At 67.7% G+C, this 19,086-nt stretch carries 17 protein-coding genes and 1 pseudogene; 13 read left to right on the top strand and 5 right to left on the bottom strand.

The window, feature by feature from the left end; all coding sequences use genetic code 11:
* Positions 1 to 31 precede the first annotated feature (31 nt).
* The 7 genes from VLF18_RS17485 (at position 32) to VLF18_RS17455 (ending at position 11,878) form a co-directional block, all read left to right on the top strand.
* Positions 32 to 991, top strand: coding sequence for a response regulator (locus VLF18_RS17485; protein WP_325280912.1), 960 nt, complete (start codon positions 32 to 34; stop codon positions 989 to 991).
* Between the two features lie 178 nt (positions 992 to 1,169).
* On the top strand, positions 1,170 to 2,015 hold the full coding sequence (locus tag VLF18_RS17480) for an SDR family oxidoreductase (protein WP_325280911.1): 846 nt from the start codon (positions 1,170 to 1,172) through the stop codon (positions 2,013 to 2,015).
* Between the two features lie 193 nt (positions 2,016 to 2,208).
* The gene (locus VLF18_RS17475) at positions 2,209 to 4,404 is read left to right on the top strand and encodes an Ig-like domain-containing protein (protein ID WP_325280910.1); all 2,196 of its coding nucleotides are present in this window, start codon (positions 2,209 to 2,211) and stop codon (positions 4,402 to 4,404) included.
* A gap of 31 nt (positions 4,405 to 4,435) precedes the next feature.
* The gene (locus VLF18_RS17470; protein ID WP_325280909.1) at positions 4,436 to 6,331 is read left to right on the top strand and encodes a DUF1302 domain-containing protein; all 1,896 of its coding nucleotides are present in this window, start codon (positions 4,436 to 4,438) and stop codon (positions 6,329 to 6,331) included.
* Positions 6,332 to 6,355: 24 nt separating this feature from the next.
* Positions 6,356 to 7,741, top strand: coding sequence for a DUF1329 domain-containing protein (locus VLF18_RS17465; protein WP_325280908.1), 1,386 nt, complete (start codon positions 6,356 to 6,358; stop codon positions 7,739 to 7,741).
* Positions 7,742 to 8,067: 326 nt separating this feature from the next.
* On the top strand, positions 8,068 to 9,288 hold the full coding sequence (locus tag VLF18_RS17460; RefSeq protein WP_325280907.1) for a WD40/YVTN/BNR-like repeat-containing protein: 1,221 nt from the start codon (positions 8,068 to 8,070) through the stop codon (positions 9,286 to 9,288).
* A gap of 85 nt (positions 9,289 to 9,373) precedes the next feature.
* Positions 9,374 to 11,878, top strand: coding sequence for an efflux RND transporter permease subunit (locus VLF18_RS17455; RefSeq protein ID WP_325280906.1), 2,505 nt, complete (start codon positions 9,374 to 9,376; stop codon positions 11,876 to 11,878).
* Positions 11,879 to 11,972: 94 nt separating this feature from the next.
* Here the strand turns inward: VLF18_RS17455 and VLF18_RS17450 are convergent, their stop codons facing one another.
* Positions 11,973 to 12,380 (bottom strand): VOC family protein, encoded by a 408-nt coding sequence (locus tag VLF18_RS17450; protein WP_325280905.1) that lies wholly within the window; start codon positions 12,378 to 12,380, stop codon positions 11,973 to 11,975.
* A gap of 120 nt (positions 12,381 to 12,500) precedes the next feature.
* Between VLF18_RS17450 and VLF18_RS17445 the strand changes: the two genes are divergently transcribed.
* The 3 genes from VLF18_RS17445 (at position 12,501) to VLF18_RS17435 (ending at position 13,780) form a co-directional block, all read left to right on the top strand.
* Complete coding sequence (locus VLF18_RS17445; RefSeq protein WP_325280904.1) at positions 12,501 to 13,034, top strand: DUF1697 domain-containing protein; 534 nt, start codon at positions 12,501 to 12,503, stop codon at positions 13,032 to 13,034.
* 25 nt (positions 13,035 to 13,059) lie between these two features.
* Positions 13,060 to 13,407 (top strand): GFA family protein, encoded by a 348-nt coding sequence (locus VLF18_RS17440; protein WP_325280903.1) that lies wholly within the window; start codon positions 13,060 to 13,062, stop codon positions 13,405 to 13,407.
* Between the two features lie 103 nt (positions 13,408 to 13,510).
* Positions 13,511 to 13,780 (top strand): DUF2845 domain-containing protein, encoded by a 270-nt coding sequence (locus VLF18_RS17435; protein ID WP_325280902.1) that lies wholly within the window; start codon positions 13,511 to 13,513, stop codon positions 13,778 to 13,780.
* Between the two features lie 417 nt (positions 13,781 to 14,197).
* Here the strand turns inward: VLF18_RS17435 and VLF18_RS17430 are convergent, their stop codons facing one another.
* From VLF18_RS17430 to VLF18_RS17420, 3 genes are all read right to left on the bottom strand, one after another.
* Entirely contained in the window at positions 14,198 to 14,695 is a 498-nt protein-coding gene (locus VLF18_RS17430) for a DUF962 domain-containing protein (RefSeq protein ID WP_325280901.1), read from the bottom strand.
* Positions 14,696 to 14,765: 70 nt separating this feature from the next.
* A complete protein-coding gene (locus VLF18_RS17425) occupies positions 14,766 to 15,533 on the bottom strand; it encodes an MBL fold metallo-hydrolase (protein ID WP_325280900.1) in 768 nt (255 codons plus the stop codon).
* 167 nt (positions 15,534 to 15,700) lie between these two features.
* A complete protein-coding gene (locus tag VLF18_RS17420; protein WP_325280899.1) occupies positions 15,701 to 16,597 on the bottom strand; it encodes a phosphoribosylaminoimidazolesuccinocarboxamide synthase in 897 nt (298 codons plus the stop codon).
* A gap of 76 nt (positions 16,598 to 16,673) precedes the next feature.
* Between VLF18_RS17420 and VLF18_RS17415 the strand changes: the two genes are divergently transcribed.
* From VLF18_RS17415 to rpe, 3 genes are read left to right on the top strand one after another with little or no spacing between them, the layout of a single operon-like run.
* Positions 16,674 to 17,003, top strand: a complete 330-nt coding sequence (locus VLF18_RS17415; RefSeq protein WP_325280898.1) for a c-type cytochrome — start codon at positions 16,674 to 16,676, stop codon at positions 17,001 to 17,003.
* A complete protein-coding gene (gene djlA / locus VLF18_RS17410; protein WP_325280897.1) occupies positions 17,000 to 17,806 on the top strand; it encodes a co-chaperone DjlA in 807 nt (268 codons plus the stop codon). Before VLF18_RS17415 ends, djlA begins: the two co-directional genes overlap by 4 nt.
* Before the next feature lie 37 nt (positions 17,807 to 17,843).
* On the top strand, positions 17,844 to 18,521 hold the full coding sequence (rpe, locus tag VLF18_RS17405; protein WP_325280896.1) for a ribulose-phosphate 3-epimerase: 678 nt from the start codon (positions 17,844 to 17,846) through the stop codon (positions 18,519 to 18,521).
* 69 nt (positions 18,522 to 18,590) lie between these two features.
* Here the strand turns inward: rpe and VLF18_RS23180 are convergent.
* Positions 18,591 to 19,043, bottom strand: a pseudogene (locus VLF18_RS23180) (class GN sortase); the annotation flags it as partial.
* Between the last annotated feature and the right edge of the window lie 43 nt (positions 19,044 to 19,086).

The raw sequence follows: 19,086 nt of genomic DNA, 5'->3' as shown, positions 1-19,086 counted from the left end.
CCGCCCGTTCATGCTAGGACAGGACTTCGACATGCCGCTCGGCGACCCCAACGCGGGAACGCTGCGCGTACTGTTCATCGACGACGAGGCGCGCATCCTGCGTGCGCTCAAGGCGCTGTTCCGCGACCTCGAGGTCTACACGACGACCGAGCCGCGCGAGGCGCCGGCGCTCGCGGTCAGGCACAACGTCGACGTCGTCGTCTGCGACCAGCGCATGCCCGAGGTGCTCGGCGTCGACGTGCTGCGCGAAATCCGCGAGAAGCATCCGCGCGCGATGCGCATCCTGCTGACCGGCTATTCCGATCTCAAGGCCGTGCTCGGGTCGGTCAACGAAGGCGAGGTCTATCGCTTCGTCAACAAGCCCTGGGTCAACAGCGAACTGCGTTCGCTCGTGCTCGAAGCCGGCGAGATCTCGCGCGAGTCGCCGGCCGTGGCGACCGACCAGCTGTCGCCGAACGAACAGAACATCGCGCGCTCGCAGGTCGGCGTGCTCGTGATCGAGGACGACACGACCGCGCAGCAGCGGCTGCGCGAGATCCTGCAGCCGCACTATCAGGTCCGCTTCGCGAATACCGCCGAGCGCGCGCTGCAGGTGCTCGAACAGCACGAGACCGGCGTGGTCATCTCCGAGACCGCGACGAACCACGGCGCCGACCTCACGCTGATGCTCAAGGCGCTCAAGCAGTACCACCCGCACATCGCGACCGTCGTCATCACCGAGCGCGCCAATGCGCAGACCGTGATCGAGCTCATCAACGAAGGCCAGGTCTACCGCATGCTGATCAAGCCGATCCGCATGGGCTCGTGCCGCCTCAGCGTGGACTCCGCGCTCGGCCGCTACTGGAAGCTCAAGCAGACGCCGAAATCGGTGCGCCGCTACGGCGTCTCGCCGACCGCGCAGACGCTGCAGGCGCAGAGCAAGCTGCCCAATTCGCTGCTGAGCCGCATCCGCTCGCTGCCGGCGCGGATCTTCGGCGGCATGCGCATCTGAGCGGCTCGGACGGTTCGGGCGTGGCCGCAGGCGGCGCGTACCGCGAAAACCCGGCGCAGCGGAACGCTGACGACTCTCCCCCTCAGCCAGCCCTCTCTCCCGACCGCGTCGGGGGAGAGGCGTGGGAACCTCAGCGAGCCGTATCGCGAACGTTTTCGCCGGCGCACGCCGAAATCGCATGACCTCGACGGCTTTCGTCATCGGCGGCAGCGGTGCGGTCGGGCGCTTCCTGCTGCCGCGACTCGCCGCGACGGGCACGGCAATCGTCGCCCTCAGCCGAAAAGAATGCGCGCCGCGCGACGGCGTGACCTGGCTGCGTGGCGGCCTCGACACGTCAGTCGTCGCGCCGCCCGTCGATGCGATCGTCTGCGTCGGCCCGCTCGACCACTGCGTGGCCTGGCTCGAAGCCTCCCCAACGCCGGCGCCGCGCCGCGTCGTCGCCCTGAGTTCGATGAGCGCCGACAGCAAGCGCGAGTCGCTCGATGCGGCCGAGCGCGCGCTGGCCGCGCGCCTCGCCGATGCCGAGCAGCGCCTCATGGCTTATGCGTCGCGGCATACCATCCCGGCGACCGTGCTGCGTCCGACGTTGATCTACGGTGCCGGCGTCGACCGCAGCCTCACGCCGATCGCGCAGTTCGCGCGCCGCGCGCGCGTCTTCCCGTTGATCCGCGGCGCCCATGGCCTGCGCCAGCCGGTCCACGCCGACGATGTCGCCGCCGCCTGCGTCGCCGCGCTGTCCGACGCGGCCGCCGGCCAGGTACTGCCGCTCGGCGGCGGCGAGCGCCTGAGCTTCGCGCAGATGCTCGCGCGCGTGCGCGAAGGGCTGGGTCGGCGCACGATTCCGCTGCCGCTCGACATTAATCTTTTGCGACTTGCGAGCCGCGTCACAGGCCGCGGCAGCGGGATGCTGCAGCGCCTCACGCACGATCTCGTCGCGGACAACGCACCGCTAGTCGAACGGCTCGGCATTTCGCCGCGCGCATTTCGGCCCGGCCCCGATTGCTGGCAGCCGTCCGCGTCGTGACGGCGGCGCCTGCATGGCCGTGCACGGACATGAAGTAGCAAAGTGGACTTTGCCGCTAATTGTGCTTATTTTGCTGCGGCGCAACAGTAGAAACTGTCCCGGCGAGTTCGTTAAATCCACGTTGCCAACGAGCGTTTGAACTCCCTAAGATACGAAAGCGTCGCTTCTCCACCTTGTTCAAGGAAATCTCCCTATGCAGGCCCGAAAGAGTTTGGCACTGGCGTTGTCGTCTGCGCTGTTGGCCGCTTGTGGCGGCGGCAGCAACAGTCCGCGCGCTACCCCAACGCCGCCGGCGAACAACGGCAACGGCACGCCCGTTACCGGCGTCATCGCGGCCCGCTTCGATCCGTCCAACGCCGATCCGGCGCAGCGCGTGATCCCGCTGCCGAACAACCTGCTGCTGTCGGGCACGACCGACCTCACGCTCAACATTCCGGTCGCCAATCCGAACAACTTCGCCGATCCGCAGGTCGCCGTGAACGCGCTCGACGGCTGGAGCACGATCGGTCCGGGCCAGGTGCAGTTCTCCGCGGCACCGAAGGCCAGCACCATCGTGCCGGGCGACACGATCCGCGTCTTCGAAGTCACCCTGACCGGTCCGGGCGGCGGCGTCACCGGCATCGTGCGCGAACTCGCGCCGGCCACCGATTTCGTCACGGCCGTCGCGCCGTCGGACACCTCCAGCCGCACCGTCGCGATCGTGCCGACCAAGCCGCTGAAGCAGCTGACCAGCTACATGGCCGTCGTCACGACGGGCGTCACCGACAACAACGGCAACGACGCGACGCCGGACCAGACCTATTTCCTCGCCAAGCGCACGAGCCCGCTCTGCGTCAACGGCGCCTCGACCGAACCGCTGCTGCCGGCCGCGACGGCCTGTGCGCTCGAACCGCTGCGCCTGCTGACGAATTCCCACCTCGCCGCTGCGGCGAGCAAGGGCATTACGCCGGACAAGGTCGTCGTGAGCTGGGTGTTCACGACCCAGAGCGTCACGCCGGTACTGCAGGCAGCCGTCGGCAAGGTGCAGCAGTCGCCCGCGCCGCTGACGCGCGTCGCGCCGACCGGCAGGACCATCGGCGATCTCGGCCTCGGTCTCGCGCCGATCGCCGACATCTATATCGGTACGCTTGATGCGCCGTACTACCTGAAGGCGCCCGCTGCGGCGACGCCGCCGGCGCAGGCCGCTGCCGTGCTGCAGGGCTTCTGGCAGGCCGCACCGGGCGCCTACGTGCCGCCGTTCAATGCGGCCGGCCTGTCGCCGACCTCGACCAACGTGACGTTCGCGAATCCGTTCCCGGTCGCGACCAAGACCGAGACGATTCCGCTGGTGCTGACCGTGCCGAACGCCGCGTCCGGCAAGACGCGTCCGGCTGCCGGCTGGCCGATCGTGATCTACCAGCACGGCATCACGCGCAACCGCACCGACGCGTTCGCGATCTCGCAGACGCTGGCCTCGCAGGGCTTCGCGGTCATCGCGATCGACATTCCGCTGCACGGCCTGCCGCCGGGCCATCCGTTCAACATCGAGTCGACGCCGCTCGCGGCGACCGGCGCGCGTGAGCGCACGTTCAACGTCGACCTGATCAAGAACGACGGCACGGCGTGCCCGACCGGCCAGGCGATCTGCCCCGATGGTCAGCCCGATCCGTCCGGCGCGCACATGATCAACCTCGGCAGCCTGCTGACCTCGCGCGACAACCTGCGCCAGGGCATCGTCGACCTGTTCTCGCTGGCCAAGGCCGTACCGACGATCAACTACGACGGCGCCGCTGGCGCCGACTTCGACGGCTCGCGCATCAGCTTCGTCGGTCAGTCGCTCGGCAGCATCATCGGCGTCAGCTTCACGGCGTTCGAACCCAGCATCAACACGGCCGTGTTCAGCGTGCCGGGCGGCGGCATCGCGCGCCTGCTCGACGGTTCGGCCACGTTCGGCCCGCGCATTCGCGCCGGTCTCGCGGCGGCCGGCGTCAATGCCGGCACGCCGGACTTCGACCGCTTCATGGGCGCGGCGCAGCAGGCGGTCGACTCGGCCGATCCGCTGAACACCGCGTTCGCGCTGGCCGGCAAGCGCGTGCTGCTGCACGAGGTCGTCGGCGGCGGTACGGTGCTGCCCGACCAGGTCATTCCGAACACGGTGCCGGGTGCGCCGCTCGCGGGTACCGAGGCGCTGATCCGCACGCTCGGCCTGAGCGCGATCACGGCCTCGGTGCAGTCGGCGACCGGCGTGCGGGGCGCGACGCGCTTCACGCAGGGCAACCACGGTTCGCTGCTCGATCCGACCGCTTCGGCGGCGGCCACGGTCGAAATGCAGACCGAAATGGCGAGCATGATCGTCAGCGGCGGCGCGGCGGTGCAGGTCACCAACACGTCCGTCATCAGAACGCAGTAAGCGACCGACCAGGAACTTGGGGAATCCGAACATGAAGAACAACACCAGCTTCCGCGGCTCGCTGCGCCCGCTGGCGACGGCCGTCGCCGTCGCCCTCGGCGCCGCCGTCGTCCTGCCCGCCCAGGCTTTCGAATTCGGCGAGCAGGACGGTTTCCACGGCACCGTCAATTCCACCTTCACCTATGGCGCCGCGTGGCGCGTCGCGTCGCAGGACGACGATCTGATCGGCAAGGCGCAGTTCAATCCGGCGATCAGTCTCGCGCCGTTCTCGCTCGGCAGTCCGGAACAGCGCGCCGCGCGCGGCCGCTTTTCGGTCAACAGCGACGACGGTGACATGAAGTGGGACGACGGCGACGTGTTCACGAACGCCGTGAAGGCAACCGTCGAACTGAGCCTGATGTACGGCGCGAACACCGGCGCGTTCGTGCGCGCCTACAGCTTCTACGACTGGGAAAACGCGAGCCGCTACGACCTGTCCGAAGAAGCCAAGGAAAAGGTCGGCAAGGACACCAAGATCCTCGACGCGTTCGTGTTCCACAACTTCAACATCGGCGGCACGTCGGCGTCGGTGCGTCTTGGCCAGCAGGTCGTCAGCTGGGGCGAAAGCACCTTCATCCAGGGTGGCGTCAACGTCATCAATCCGATCGACGTGTCGAAGCTGCGCGTGGCCGGTGCCGAACTGAAGGAAGCGTTCCTGCCGGTCAACATGCTCTGGGGCTCGGTCAACCTGACCGACAACCTGTCGGCCGAAGCGCTGTACATGTTCGAGTTCGAGCAGACCGAAGCCGATCCGGCCGGTACGTATTTCTCGACGAACGACTTCGCGACGCTCGGCGGCAGCTACGTCATGCTGAACTTCGGCACGATCCCGCAGCCCGTCATCAATCCGGATTTCTACTACGGCTACTGCTTCGGCGGCAGCGGCACGGACAATCCGAACCTGCCCGCGCAGCTCAAGCCCGCCGCCTGCGGCGCCGCCGTGCCGCGCTCGCCGGACCGCTTCGCCAAGGACTCGGGCCAGTACGGCCTGCGCCTCAACTATCTGGCCGACTGGCTCAACAACGCCGAAATCGGCTTCTATGCGCTGAACTACCACAGCCGCCTGCCGCTGCTGTCGGGCCGCGCGGTCACGAGCACGGCCGTCAACACGGGCCGCTACTTCGCCGAATATCCCGAAGACATCCGCATGTATGCGGTCAGCTTCAACATGCCGCTCGAAGGTCCGGGCGTCGCGCTGCAGGGCGAACTGTCGTACCGCCCGAACTCGCCGCTGCAGATCGACGACGTCGAACTGCTGTTCGCTGCGCTGAGCCCTCTCAACGCCGTGATCCCGGCGCCGGGCCTGCGCTTCGGCAGCCAGCTCGGCCAGTACGCGCCGGGCGAGGAAATCCGCGGCTGGGACCGTCACAAGGTCTCGCAGCTGCAGGTCACCGCGACCAAGGTGTTCGGCCCGGGCAACTTCGTCGGCGCCGACCAGATCTCGCTCGTCGGCGAAGTCGGCTTCACCAACGTCTGGGATCTGCCGGATCCGTCCGTGCTGCGCTACCAGGGCGACGGTACCGATACCGGCGGCGGCTTCGACGTGACCTCGGGTGCGCTGCGCAATCCGCAGACGCAGCTCGACGGTTTCCCGACCGCGTTCTCGTGGGGCTATCGCATCGCCGCGCGCGCCGACTACAACAACGCCTTCGGCGGTGCGTTCACGCTGTCGCCGCGCATCGCGTTCAATCATGACGTCAACGGCATCAGCCCGGGCCCGGGCGGCAACTTCATCGAAGACCGCAAGTCCGTCACGCTCGGCACCGAGGCCAACTACCTCAACAAGCTCGCGTTCGATCTGAGCTACACGAATTTCTTCGGCGCCGGCAAGTTGAACCTGATCAACGACCGCGACTTCGTCGCGTTCTCGGTCAAGTATTCGTTCTAAGCATTCTCTGCGGGAGGGAAATACATGACGATGCTCAAGAAGACCCGGACAGCGGCGTTGGTGGCTTTCGCGCTGATATCCACCGCGGCACTGGCCAAGGTCAGCCCGCAGGAAGCGGCGAAACTCGGCATGACCGGGACGCCGCTGACGCCGATGGGCGCCGAGCGCGCCGGCAACAAGGACGGCACGATCCCCGAATGGAACGGCGGCGTCACGACGCCGCCGTCGGGCTACAAGGTCGGCGATCACCACCCCGATCCGTTCGCCGCCGACAAGCCGCTGTTCACGATCACGGCGCAGAACTACAAGGACTACGGCGACAAGGTCAGTGCCGGCCAGATCGGCATGTTTGAAAAATACAAGAACTGGAAAATGGTCGTTTATCCGACGCGCCGCAGCGCGTCGTATCCGGCGCGCACGTATGAAATGACGATCAAGAACGCCACGACCGGCGAACTCGTCGACGACGGCGAAGGCGTGGCGAACGTGGCCGAGGGCGTACCGTTCCCGATTCTCGACAAGGATCCGGTCAAGGCCGGCTACGAGGCGGTCTGGAACCACAAGCTCAAGTTCAAGGGCGTCGCCGGCCTGCGCTGGGCCAACCAGGCCGCACCGACCGCGACCGGCGCCTACACGCTGACGCGCATCAAGGAAGAACTGCTCGGCCTTTATTACAAGCCCGGCAACACGCTCAAGGACATCAACAACGTCCTGATCTATTTCTACCAGGAAGTCGTCGCGCCGCCGCGCCTCGCGGGCCAGGTGCTGCTCGTGCACGAAACCCTGGATTCGAAGAAGGAGCCGCGCCAGGCGTGGGTGTACAACCCGGGCCAGCGCCGCGTGCGCCGCGCGCCGAACGTCGCCTACGACAATCCGGGCACCGCGTCCGACGGCCTGCGCACGAACGACCAGACCGACATGTACAACGGCGCGATGGACCGTTACGACTGGAAGTTCGTCGGCAAGAAAGAAATGTACGTGCCGTACAACTCGTACAAGGCGCACAGCGACAAGGTCAAGCTCGACGACCTCGTGAAGCCGGGCTTCATCAATCCCGACCTGCTGCGCTATGAGCTGCACCGCGTCTACGTCGTCGAAGCGACCCTGAAGGCCGGCCAGCGCCACATCAATCCGCGCCGCACGTTCTACATCGACGAGGACAGCTGGCAGATCCTCACGATGGATCACTACGACTCGGCCGGCAAGCTGTGGCGCTATTCCGAAGCGCCGAGCGTGACCTACTACGAAGTGCCGCTGCTGTGGTCGACGCTGGAAACGCATCACGACCTGAAGTCGGGCCGCTACATCGTGTCGGGCCTCGACAACCAGGAAGCGATGTACGACTTCTCGTACCAGACCACGCCGGACATGTTCACGCCGCAGTCTCTGCGTCAGCGCGGCTTCCAGTAATTCCTGCAACGCGGGTACGCATTCGTCAGCCGCCGCCGTTCCGGGGCGGCTGATTGCGTTTTGGGGAACGTCGCGGAGCCGCGCCTGCGGCGGTGCTGCCGCATGTCGCCGCATCGCGCAATCCGTTCGCGGGCATTCCGCGACGGCGTGCGATTGCGCTAAGGTGAAGCGGCGAGGGAAGAGGCGAAAAACGCCGGGCGCAAGCGCCGGCAACGACCGCGACGCCGATGCGGCCGCCGCGACGACTACGAACAACGGCGCCGCAGGCCGGCGCCGCTCGGGATGGGCCGCAACGGTCCGTCCCACAGACTGCGAGGGGCTGGCTGATGGGACGTGGTTTGCAGGAATCGTTGAACGCGGCGCCGCGCCTGTGGCGTTCCGTGCTGTGGTCGTCGCTGCTCGTCAGCGGACTCGCGCTCGCGCAGCAGAGCGCCGCGCCCGAGGCGGCGAACGCGCCGGCGGCTGAGCCCGCGTCCGGAGCACCGGCCGCGGCGGCCGCCGACGCCGCGCCGATGGCGAAGGCCGCACCGGGCGTCGCCTGGCCCGAACCGGCCCGCAGCGCGGCGGAACTCATGCCGCTCGCGACGCAGTCGCTGCTGCTCGATCTCGTCGAATCCGGCAACCGCGCGATCGCCGTCGGCGAGCGCGGCGCCGTCGTCGTGTCCGACGACCGCAGCACCTGGCGCCAGATCGCCGACGTGCCGACGCGCGCGACGCTGACGGCGGCCGCGAGCGTCGGCAGCAAGGTCTGGGCGGTCGGCCGCGACGGCGTGATCCTCGCGAGCGAGGATGCCGGCGAACACTGGAAGGTCCAGCGCAGCGATCCCTGGAAGCCGGCGACCGATGCGTCGGCCGGCGACAACGCGCGCCATGGCGCGCCGCTGCTCGATGTCGTGTTTCTCGACGAGAGCCGCGGTTTCGCGGTCGGCGCCTACAGCCTGTTCCTCGAGACCGCCGACGGCGGCCTGACCTGGAACGAGCGCCAGATCCTCACCGCCGCCGCACCCGCGGCGACCGCCGCCGCGGCCGGCAGTGGGGAGAAGTGGACGTTTTCAAAAGAGGAACTCAAGATCGAGGACGAGTCCGAGCCGCACTTCAACGCGATCGCACGCACGAGCGACGGCTCGCTGCTGATCGCCGGCGAGCGCGGCAGCCTGCTGCGTTCGCGCGACAACGGCGCGAACTGGCAGCGCATGAAGCTGCCGTACGACGGCTCGATGTTCGGCGCGATCGGCTTCGAAGGACAGCGCGCGATCGTGTTCGGCCTGCGCGGCCATGCGTTCGAGACCGAAAACCTCGGCGACACCTGGCGCGAAGTCGCGACCGATACGGAACTGAGCCTGCTCGGCGGCGTGAAGCTCGCCGGCGGCGGCGTCGCGCTGGTCGGCGCGAACGGCATCGTGCTCGTGCGCCGCTCGGCGACCGAGCCGCTGCGCGCCGGTGCGATCGATCCGGCCGGCGCGCTTGCCGCGGTACTGCCGATCGAGGGCGGCGCCGCCTTCCTCGTGGCCGGCGAGAACGGCGTCGCGCGCTTCCGGCCGCGCTGACGCGTCGGGGAAAAATCCAGCATTCCAGAAATTCCGGCCTGCGCGCGACGCGTCGCGACGGGCCGCCGCAGCACGAGGGGAAGACATGGCGGGTTCGATCAAGGCGGTAGACAATCCCAGCGCGTTCCACCGCTTCGCCGAACGGCTCATTTTCGGCAACCGGATGATCGTGCTCGTGCTGTTCGCGCTCGTCACGGTCGCGATGGGCTGGTTCGCCTCGCAGCTGCGCGTCGACGCGGGCTTCAAGAAGCAGATTCCGCTCGCCCACGAATACATGCAGACCTTTCTCGACTACGAGAAGGAGTTCGGCGGCGCCAACCGCATCCTGATCGCGGTCATGGCCAGGAACGGCGACATGTTCAACCAGCCGTTCATGCAGACTATGGAGAAGATCACGCAGGACGTGAAGTCGATCGACAACGTCGACGAGGCGCGCATCCGCTCGATCTTCACGCCGAACGTGCGCTTCGTCGAAGTCGTCGAGGACGGCTTCGCCGGCGGCAACGTGATCCCGCAGGAGTTCACGCCGAACGTCGAGGGCTTCGAATCCACGAGCGAGCAGTTCGCCACGATCAAGGCCAACATCGAGAAGGCCAACATCGTCGGCCGCCTCGTCGCCAAGGACTTCAGCGGCGCGATGGTGTGGGCCGAACTCGTGCCCGAGGGCGGCGAGGGCCAGGTCAAGCTCGACTACCAGAAAGTCGCGAAACAGCTCGAAGACATCCGCGCGAAATACGAGAACGACGCGACCAGCGTCCACATCATCGGCTTCGCGAAGATGGTCGGCGACATCAGCGACGGCGCGCGATCGGTCATCATCTTCTTCTTCCTGACGATCGCGTTCACCTGGATCCTGCTGTTCCTGTATTCGTCGTCGGCCAAGCTCGCGACGCTGACCGTGTTCTGCGCGCTCGTCGCCGTGCTCTGGATGCTGGGCGCGCTGCGGCTGCTCGGCTTCGGCATCGATCCGATGAACATGCTGACGCCGTTCCTGATCTTCGCGATCGCGGTCAGCCACGGCGAGCAGATGATCAACCGCTTCCGCGGCGAGATCTTCTTCGGCGGCCTCGAGGAAGGCACGGTCGAGGAACTGCGCCAGCGCCGCGGGGTCGACGCGCAGACCGCCGCGCGCCTCGCATTCCGCATGCTGCTCGTGCCGGGCTCGGTCGCGCTGATCGCCGGCTGCATCGGCTTCGCGACGATCCTGATCATTCCGATCCAGATCATCTACGAGCTTGCGATCACCGCGACCGTCGGCGTCGCGATCACGATCCTGACCGACCTGGTCCTGTTGCCGGTCATGCTGTCGTACTGCCAGCTGCGCCATCTGGAAAAGAAGCGCGAATACCGTCTGCGCCAGCTCACGCAGTTCGACAAGATCTGGTCGCTGCTCGCGAAATTCAGCCGCCCCGTGCCGGCCGCGCTGATCATTCTCGTCGGCGTCGCGATCTGGTTCTTCGCCAAGCAGTACGGCCATCAGGTCATGATCGGCGACGCCGAGAAGGGCGTGGCCGAACTGCGTCCCGAAGCGCGCTACAACAAGGACGCCGTGCTGATCAGCGAGAAGTTCTCGCTTGGCGTCGACATGCTCAACGTGATCGCCGAAGCGCAGCCGTCGGCCTGCACGACGAGCTATCCGGTCATGGAAACCATCGACCGCTTCGCCTGGCACATGCGCAACGTCGAAGGCGTCGAGCAGGTCATGACGCTGCCGATGGCCGCGAAGATCGTGAATGCAGGCTGGAACGAGGGCAACCTGCGCTGGCGTGCGCTGCCTCGCGATCCCGATACCTTGCGCATGGCCACGCAGGGCTTCGAGACCGACTCGGGCCTCCTCAACAACGACTGCAGCGCGATGCCGATCATGATGTTCCTCGGCGACCATCGCGCGACGACGATCGACCGCGTCGTCGCGGCGGTCAAGGACTTCCGCGAAAGCAACGGCACGTGGTCCGGCGGCAACGTGAATCTCATGAAGCAGCTGACCGACCAGGCCAATGCCGCGACCGAGAAAGGCGAGACCTTCCACAGCGACCAGGTCAATCTGCGTCTGGCGACCGGCAACGTCGGCGTGCTCGCCGCGATCAACGACAAGGTGCGCGAAGTCGACGCGGTGATGCTGTACCTGCTCTACGGCGCGGTCTTCGTCATGTGCCTGCTGAGCTTCCGCAATCCGCTCGCCGCGCTCTGCATCGTGCTGCCGCTGGTGCTCGTCACGGAACTCGGCCATGCGCTCATGGTGAAGCTCGGCATCGGCCTCAAGGTCAACACGCTGACCGTCGTCGCGCTCGGTGTCGGTATCGGTGTGGACTATGCGATCTACATCTTTGCGCGCATGCGCGAATCGATGCAGGCCGGTGCGCCGCTGACCGAGGCCTATTTCGGCGCGCTCAAGACCACCGGCATCGCGATCTTCTACACCGCGCTGACGCTCGCGGTCGGCGTGGCGATGTGGATCTTCTCCGATCTGAAGTTCCAGGCCGACATGGGTCTGATGCTGACCTTCATGTTCGTCGTGAACATGTTTGCGGCGCTGATCTTCCTGCCGGCGCTGTGCCGGTGGTTGTTGAGACCGTTCGAGAAGACGTGATCGGCCGCGCGTGCGGCAAAGCCGCGCGCGCCGACAACCGAGGCAGCAAGGCAGAACGGATACGGCGCAATGCCTTCGGTCATTGCGCCTTGCGTCACCCGGCTACGACCGTGTCATAGCCTTCGGCGCTGAACTGGATCAGGCAGAGGCCGTGGCCGAACGGATCGGCGAGGCGCACGATGCGGCCCCACGACGCGTCGTCGATGTTGCCTTCGACGGTTGCGCCGGCGGCGACGGCGCGCGCGAGCGCCGCGTCGAGATCGTCGACGGCGACGTCCAGATGCACCGGCGTCCAGTGCCGCGCATAGTCGCGCCGGTGCGCCGCCGCGGCGATCGTTCCGGCGGCTTCCTCGAGCAGATAGATCGTCGCGTTCGCGCCGACGAGTTCGGCGACGCTGCGGTCGAACAGATAACGCGCGACCTGCAGATCGAGCGCCGCGCAGTAGAACGCGCAGCCGCTCGCGAGGTCGGGTACGTCGATGTCGACGATAATGCGAGCCATGGCGCGCTCCCTGCGAAGTCGGGGCAACACTAGCCGCGACGACGTAAAGACCGGGTGCTTGCGCGTTCGCGCGCGCGTTGCGACGCTCGTGTCTCGCACCACACCGACGAGGCCGTCGACGTGAAATTCGCCGTGTTCCTGCGCAACGTGAATCTCGGCCGGCCGCGCTGTCCGACCAAGATGCAGTTCGAGCAGGCCTTCGAGGCCGCCGGAGCCACCGAGGCCGCCTCGTTCCTCGTCAACGGCACGCTCGTGTTCGCCGCGCCGGCGCCGCGCGCGAATGCCGTGCTGAAACAGGCGCTGGCCTCATTGCACGAGACCTGCGGCCTCGTCGAGCCCGCCTTCCTGCGCCGCGTCGACGCGCTCGCGCGGCTCGTCGACGCCGACCCGTTCGTCGCCGTCGACCGCAACGCGGTCTACGAATGTGCGGTGACCTTCCTGTCCCCGCGCGTGACGCTGCCGGCGCTGCCGTTCGGATCGAGCCGCGGCGACGTCGAGGTGCTGTCCACCAACGGCAGCGAGGCGTTCAGCACCTGCCTGAAGCTCGGCAGCAGCCCCGGCAGTCCGAATGCGCTGCTCGAAAAAGCCGGCGGCGCACCGGCGACGACGCGCGCCTGGAATACCATAGTGCGCCTCGTCGCCCGCTTCGCCTGAGCGACATTCCCGACCGGAGCAACCCATGAACTACAGCGGAAGTTGTCATTGCGGCAATGTGAAATTCGAGGCCGAAGGCGCGATCGACGGCGCGATGGCCTGCAACTGCTCGATGTGCCGGCGGCGCGGCTCGCTGCTCTGGTTTCTGCCGCGCGACGCGGTCACGCTGCAGACGGACGAATCGGACCTCGCGACCTATACCTTCAATCACCACGTGATCAAGCATCGCTTCTGCCCGAACTGCGGCATCCATGTCTTCGGCGAAGGCACCGATCCGAAGGGCAATCGCATGGCCGCGGTCAACATCAGGTGCCTCGACGGCGTGGATCTCGATGCCGTTCCGGTGCAGCACTACGACGGCCGCTCGCTCTGAGCCAAACCGGAAAGCCGGCCTTCAGCCGGGCGCCCTTAGTCTGCGCCGGCAGTCCGTTCCAGCGCCGCGGGTCGACTACCCGTATCTCCCGGGGAGAATTCCGATGCGTTGCCTGATCCTCGCTGCCGGCCTGCTCGCGGCCGGCGCGTCCCTCGCCGCCGATACTTACCGCAGCGGCACCCGTGTCATCAGCGTCGGCGACAGCGCGACGAAGCTGAACCAGATCATCGGCGCGCCGTCGTTCAAGGAACCGATCGAGAGCAGGCAGGGCGGCTATGTCGGCGAGCGCTGGCAGTATGCGCTGGACGGCAAGACCGTCACGTTCGAGATCCGCAACGGCAACATCTCGGCGATCGACGAACAGCGCGACTGACACGTCGGTCGGGCTGACCCGCAGGCGAAGCGTTACATCGAGATTTTTTCGCCGCGCCGATCGCGGGTCGAACGGATGCCGTTGCGTCGTCGCATGCGCGAGTTCGCCCGCCGAAAACCCCGCCATTCCTTTGTCACGCGGTCTCGCTGCGGCGGCACCTCGGTGTTGGGCTTCGCTGCGCTCAGCGCCAACCTGCGGTCTGGTCACCGCTCCACGAGCGCTAGCGCGAAGCGGCTCGCGCAGGCCGCGTGTTGCCGCACGTCGAGCGCGATGCCGTCGAGTTCGAGCCGTCGCAGTTTCGGCAGCCGGGCCAGCAGCGGCAGCAGGGCGTCCGGATCGAATTCGCGAGTTCGGCCAGCGCCGCCGGATCGGGCATCCCTTCGAATGCGATGCCGTTCGCTTCCATGCGCGACAGGATCAGTAGGAAATGCCGGCCCTGCGCAGCAGCTTCGCGACGATCCAGGCCGGTCCTATCAGCAGGTAGGCCAGATCTGTCAGGAACGACGGCCGCTTGCCTTCGATGTGATGGCCGATGAACTGGGCGATCCAGGCGGCGACGAACACGCCGATCGCGAGGTAGAGCAGGTTGGCTGGACCGAGCTGCCGGTACAGAAGTTCGGTGATCGCGCCGAGCACGACGAACACGGCGAACATCGCGAGCCCGAGCGTGCGCGACAGGCGCAGATAGAACGCGAGCGCGAAGAACATCGCAACGCCGGCCCAGAGCCCGGCGCGGCCGAGCAGCGAGGGCACCGGCACGACCCAGAGCGCCGCGATCACGGTCCACAGGATGGCCGGCACGCAGATCCAGTGGATCAGCACGTTGGTCGGATTGCGGTGATCTTCGGCGTAGTTGCCGAGCCAGCGATCGACCTCGCGGCGCGGGTCGGAATCGGTGTGGACCGTGGCGTTCATCGAGCACTCCCGCAGGCTGGCGAGGGGACTGCGCAAGCTTAGCGCGATCCCGTGCGCGCACGCACGCCGCTCAGGCGAACACGGCTTCGTGCTCGTCGATGAGGTCGATGCCGCAGGCGAGGTTTTCGACCCAGTCGAGGAAGCGGCCTATCGTGACCGGGTCGGCGAACGGCAGGCCGTGCTGCGGCACGATCATGCTCGGCGCGAGCGCGCGGATGCGCCGCGCCCAGAGCCGGCAGACCTTGTTCGACGCCATGTAGCGCCGGTGGAACGCCGCCATGGTCGGCACGTGCGCGTCGAAGTCGGTGACCGGGCGGTATTCGGCGTCGACCATCGACGCGCCCATGTCGCCGGAAAACAGGATGCGGCTGACCGGGTCGAAAAAGTGGAAATTGCCGACGCTGTGCAGAAAGTGCGCGGGCAGCGCGCGGATGTGCGAGCTGCCGAACGGAATGTCGGCGCCGTGGTCGGGCAGCAGCAGATAGCGGTCCGCGCCCGAGTCCTTCTGGTAGTGCGGCACGGCATGCGGGATGAAGCGGCCCCAGAGCCGCGAGCAGACCACGGTCGCGGGCGTGTACAGCAGCCAGCGGTCGACCGAGCCGATGATGTCCGGGTCCTGATGCGAGGCCAGCACGTAGGTCAGCTCGCGCAGTGGCACGTAGCGCGACACCGCGAGACTCAGCGGCGTGTAGACCAGCGCGCCGCCCGGATCGATCAGCGCCGAGTTCGTGCCGCGGAGGATGAGGAACTGATTGGCCTGCACGCCGTCGTCGCCGCGGACCAGGTCGTGGAACGCGATGACGGCGTGATTGTCTTTGCGGAACAGCTCGGTGGGCATGGAAGGCGGCCGGAGGGGCGATGCCTTGCAGCGTAGGCGCCGGCGGGGCCGCGCTTTTTGACCTGGGTCAATCGGGGTGCATCGCTCCGTCCCCCCAAGCGAGCCTGGAGGCGCGGGCTGAAGCGTCGCACTTCCGATTCCCGACTCCCCATTTCCCCCGCGATCGACTAGTCGATCGCGATATCCGCCAGCCGCTTCAACGCCTCCGCATACTTCGCCGCCGTCGCGGCGATCACGGGCGCGGGCACGTGCGGGCCGGGCGCGGTCTTGTTCCAGTCCAGCGTTTCCAGATAGTCGCGGACGAACTGCTTGTCGTAGCTCGGCGGGCTGATACCGACCCGGTATTCGTCGGCGGGCCAGAAGCGCGAGGAATCCGGCGTCAGCATCTCGTCCATGATGTAGAGCCGGCCGTCCTCGTCGGTACCGAACTCGAACTTGGTGTCGGCGATCAGGATGCCGCGTTCGGCGGCATAGGCGGCGGCCCAGCGGTAGATGCGCAGCGTCGCGTCGCGGACCTGTTCGGCAAGATCGGCACCGACGCGCGACACGAGTGCGTCGAAGCTGATGTTCTCGTCGTGGTCGCCGACGGCGGCCTTGGTCGACGGCGTGAAGATCGGTTCGGGCAGTTGCTCGGCCTGACGCAGTCCGGCCGGCAGCGCGATGCCGCAGAGCGATCCGGTCGCCTGGTAATCCTTCCAGCCCGAACCGATCAGATAGCCGCGTGCGATGGCCTCGACCGGTACGGGCTTGAGCCGCTTCGTGATCACGCTGCGGCGCGCATAGGTGGCAAGGTCGGTGCCGGCCGGCAGCACGGTCGCGATGTCCTTGCCGGTCAGATGATTGGGACACAGGTGCGCGGTCTTGCCGAACCAGAAGTTGGAGATCTGGCAGAGCATTTCGCCCTTGCCCGGAATCGGGTCGGGGAGCACGACGTCGAAGGCGCTGAGCCGGTCGCTCGCGACGATGAGCAATTCCTGCGCCGACAGCGCGTAGACATCGCGCACCTTGCCGCGGTGGATCAGGTTCAGGCCGGGCAGGTGGGATTCGCTCAGGGTCGTAGGCACAGCCGGGCTCCGCGGAAAACGCGCATTGTAGCGGGCGGCCCGGCTAGAATCGCGCCGTTTCCGCCGCGGTATCGCCATGTCCCGTCCCGTTTCGGCCGCCGCCGCGGCCCTGAGCCCGCTTGTCCTCGTCGCCGTCCTTGCGTCCGCCGCGACCGCGCAGCCGCCGGCGAAACCGGCCCGGCTCGGGCTCTGCGCGTCGTGCCACGGCGAGAGCGGACGCGCGCTCATGAAGGGCACGCCGCACCTGGCCGGGCAGGATCTCGAGTATCTGAAAACCGCGCTGGCCGCGTATCGCAGCGGCGCGCGCGACGTCGCGGTGATGCGCGCCGCGGTCGGCGCGCTGACGCCGGCCGAACTCGACGAACTCGCGGCCTGGTACGCCGCGCAGCCGCCCGCGCCGCCATGAGGCAATGGCTGGGCAAGATCGTCGGCGGACTGATCGGCCTGCTGCTGCTGCGCCATCCGCTCGGCGCCGTGCTCGGCATGCTCGCGGGGCACCTGTTCGACAACGGCACGTTCGCGCTGCGTTCCTCGCCGCGCCGCCGCGTCGCGCAGAGCTTCTTCGATCACCTGTTCGCCTTCGTCGGCGCGCTGGCCAAGGCCGACGGCCGCGTGTCCGAGCGCGAGATCGCGGCGACCGAACAGCTGATGCAGCGCCTCGGTCTCGACGCCGCGCAGCGCCGCGACGCCATCCACCGGTTCAACGCGGGCAAGACGCCGGGCTTCGATGTCGAGCGCAACATCAACGACCTGCGCGTCTGGTGCCTCGGCCGCCGCGACCACGCCTACGTGCTCATCGACGTCGTGCTCGACGTGGTCTTCGCCGACGGCGCGGGCGCGGCGCGCATGCAGCTGCTGCGACGTCTCTGCGCCGCGCTCGGCGTGCAGGAACACGAACTCGCCGTGCTCGCCGCGATGAAGGGGCACGCGTGGACGGCACAGTCGTGGACCTGGTCGCAGGGACCGGGGCCGGGCCACGCGCCGCCGCCGCCGCGCACGCGCAGCGGTCCCGATCCCTATGCCGTGCTCGGCGTCGCGCGCGATGCCGACGAGCGCAGCGTCAAGCGCGCCTGGCGCAAGCTCATGAGCGAGCACCACCCCGACAAGCTCGGCGACGTGCCGGCCGCACTGCGCGAACGCGCCGAGCAGCGCGCGCGCGACATCAACACCGCCTACGAACGCATCAAGAGCGAGCGCGGCTTCCGCTGAGCGCCGCCCATCCGTCCACTACCCTTCGAGACCCGCCATGTCCCGCCAGCCCGCCGTGATCGCTCCGTCCATCCTGTCCGCCGACTTCGCGCGCCTCGGCGACGAAGTGACTGCGGTCATCAACGCCGGCGCCGACTGGGTGCACTTCGACGTGATGGACAACCACTACGTGCCGAACCTGACCATCGGTCCGCTGGTCTGCGAGGCGCTGCGCAAGCACGGCGTCACCGCGCCGATCGACGTGCACCTCATGGTCAAGCCGGTCGACCGCATCGTGCCCGACTTCGCGAAGGCCGGCGCCACCTGCATCACGTTCCATCCCGAAGCCTCCGATCATGTCGACCGCACGATCCAGCTGATCCGCTCGCACGGCTGCAGGCCCGGCCTCGTGTTCAATCCGGCGACGCCGCTGTCCTATCTCGACTACACGCTCGACCAGCTCGACCTCGTGCTGATCATGTCGGTCAATCCCGGCTTCGGCGGCCAGAGCTTCATTCCCTCGGCGCTCGACAAGCTGCGCCGCGTGCGCGAGATGATCGACCGCAGCGGCCGCGAGATCCGGCTGGAGATCGACGGCGGCGTGAAGCCCGACAACATCCGCGAGATCGCCGCGGCCGGCGCCGATACCTTCGTTGCGGGCTCGGCGATCTTCGGCAAGCCGGACTATGCCGAGGTCGTGCGCGCGATGCGCGCCGAGATCGCGCGCGCCGCCTGAGGCCTGCAGGCGCACGGCCTCGACGACGTAGCGCAGCGGTCCGCCCGCAGTCCAGTCGTCGAACGGAAAGCAGGTCACGAGCAGCAGGCGTTCGCCGCCGGCGGCGTCGACCGCGATGCGCGTCGTGTGCGCATCGACGACGCGGCGCGCGGTCACGCGATAGCTGTGCTGCGCGCCGCCGCGTTCGATCGTGATCGTCTCGCGATCCTTCACAAGGCGCAAAAAGGAAAAATGCGTATCGCGGTGCCCGCTGATCACGCTGGTGCCGACGGCGCCGGGCAGGGCGCTCGCCTCGTTCCAGGCCGGACCGAAGGCGAGCGTGCGGCCCGAGTCGCCGGCGAGCACGATCTGGTCGACGCCGAGCGCGGCCACGCGCAACCGCGCGACCGGGCGCGTGTCGGCCCAGGGCCAGGGCTTCGCGGCGGTTTCGCCGGCTTCGCTGCGCTGCCAGGCGCGTTCGAGCAGTACCTGCGCGAGCGCGGCCTTGGCCTGCAAATAGCCGGCGTTGCCGATCAGCAGCACGGCGCAGGCCAGCAGCAGGCCGCGCAGGCGGCGGCGCGGGACG

Source organism: Tahibacter sp. (genome assembly GCF_035481375.1).
Lineage (GTDB): Bacteria > Pseudomonadota > Gammaproteobacteria > Xanthomonadales > Rhodanobacteraceae > Tahibacter.
This window is presented reverse-complemented; position numbering and strand designations above follow the sequence as displayed.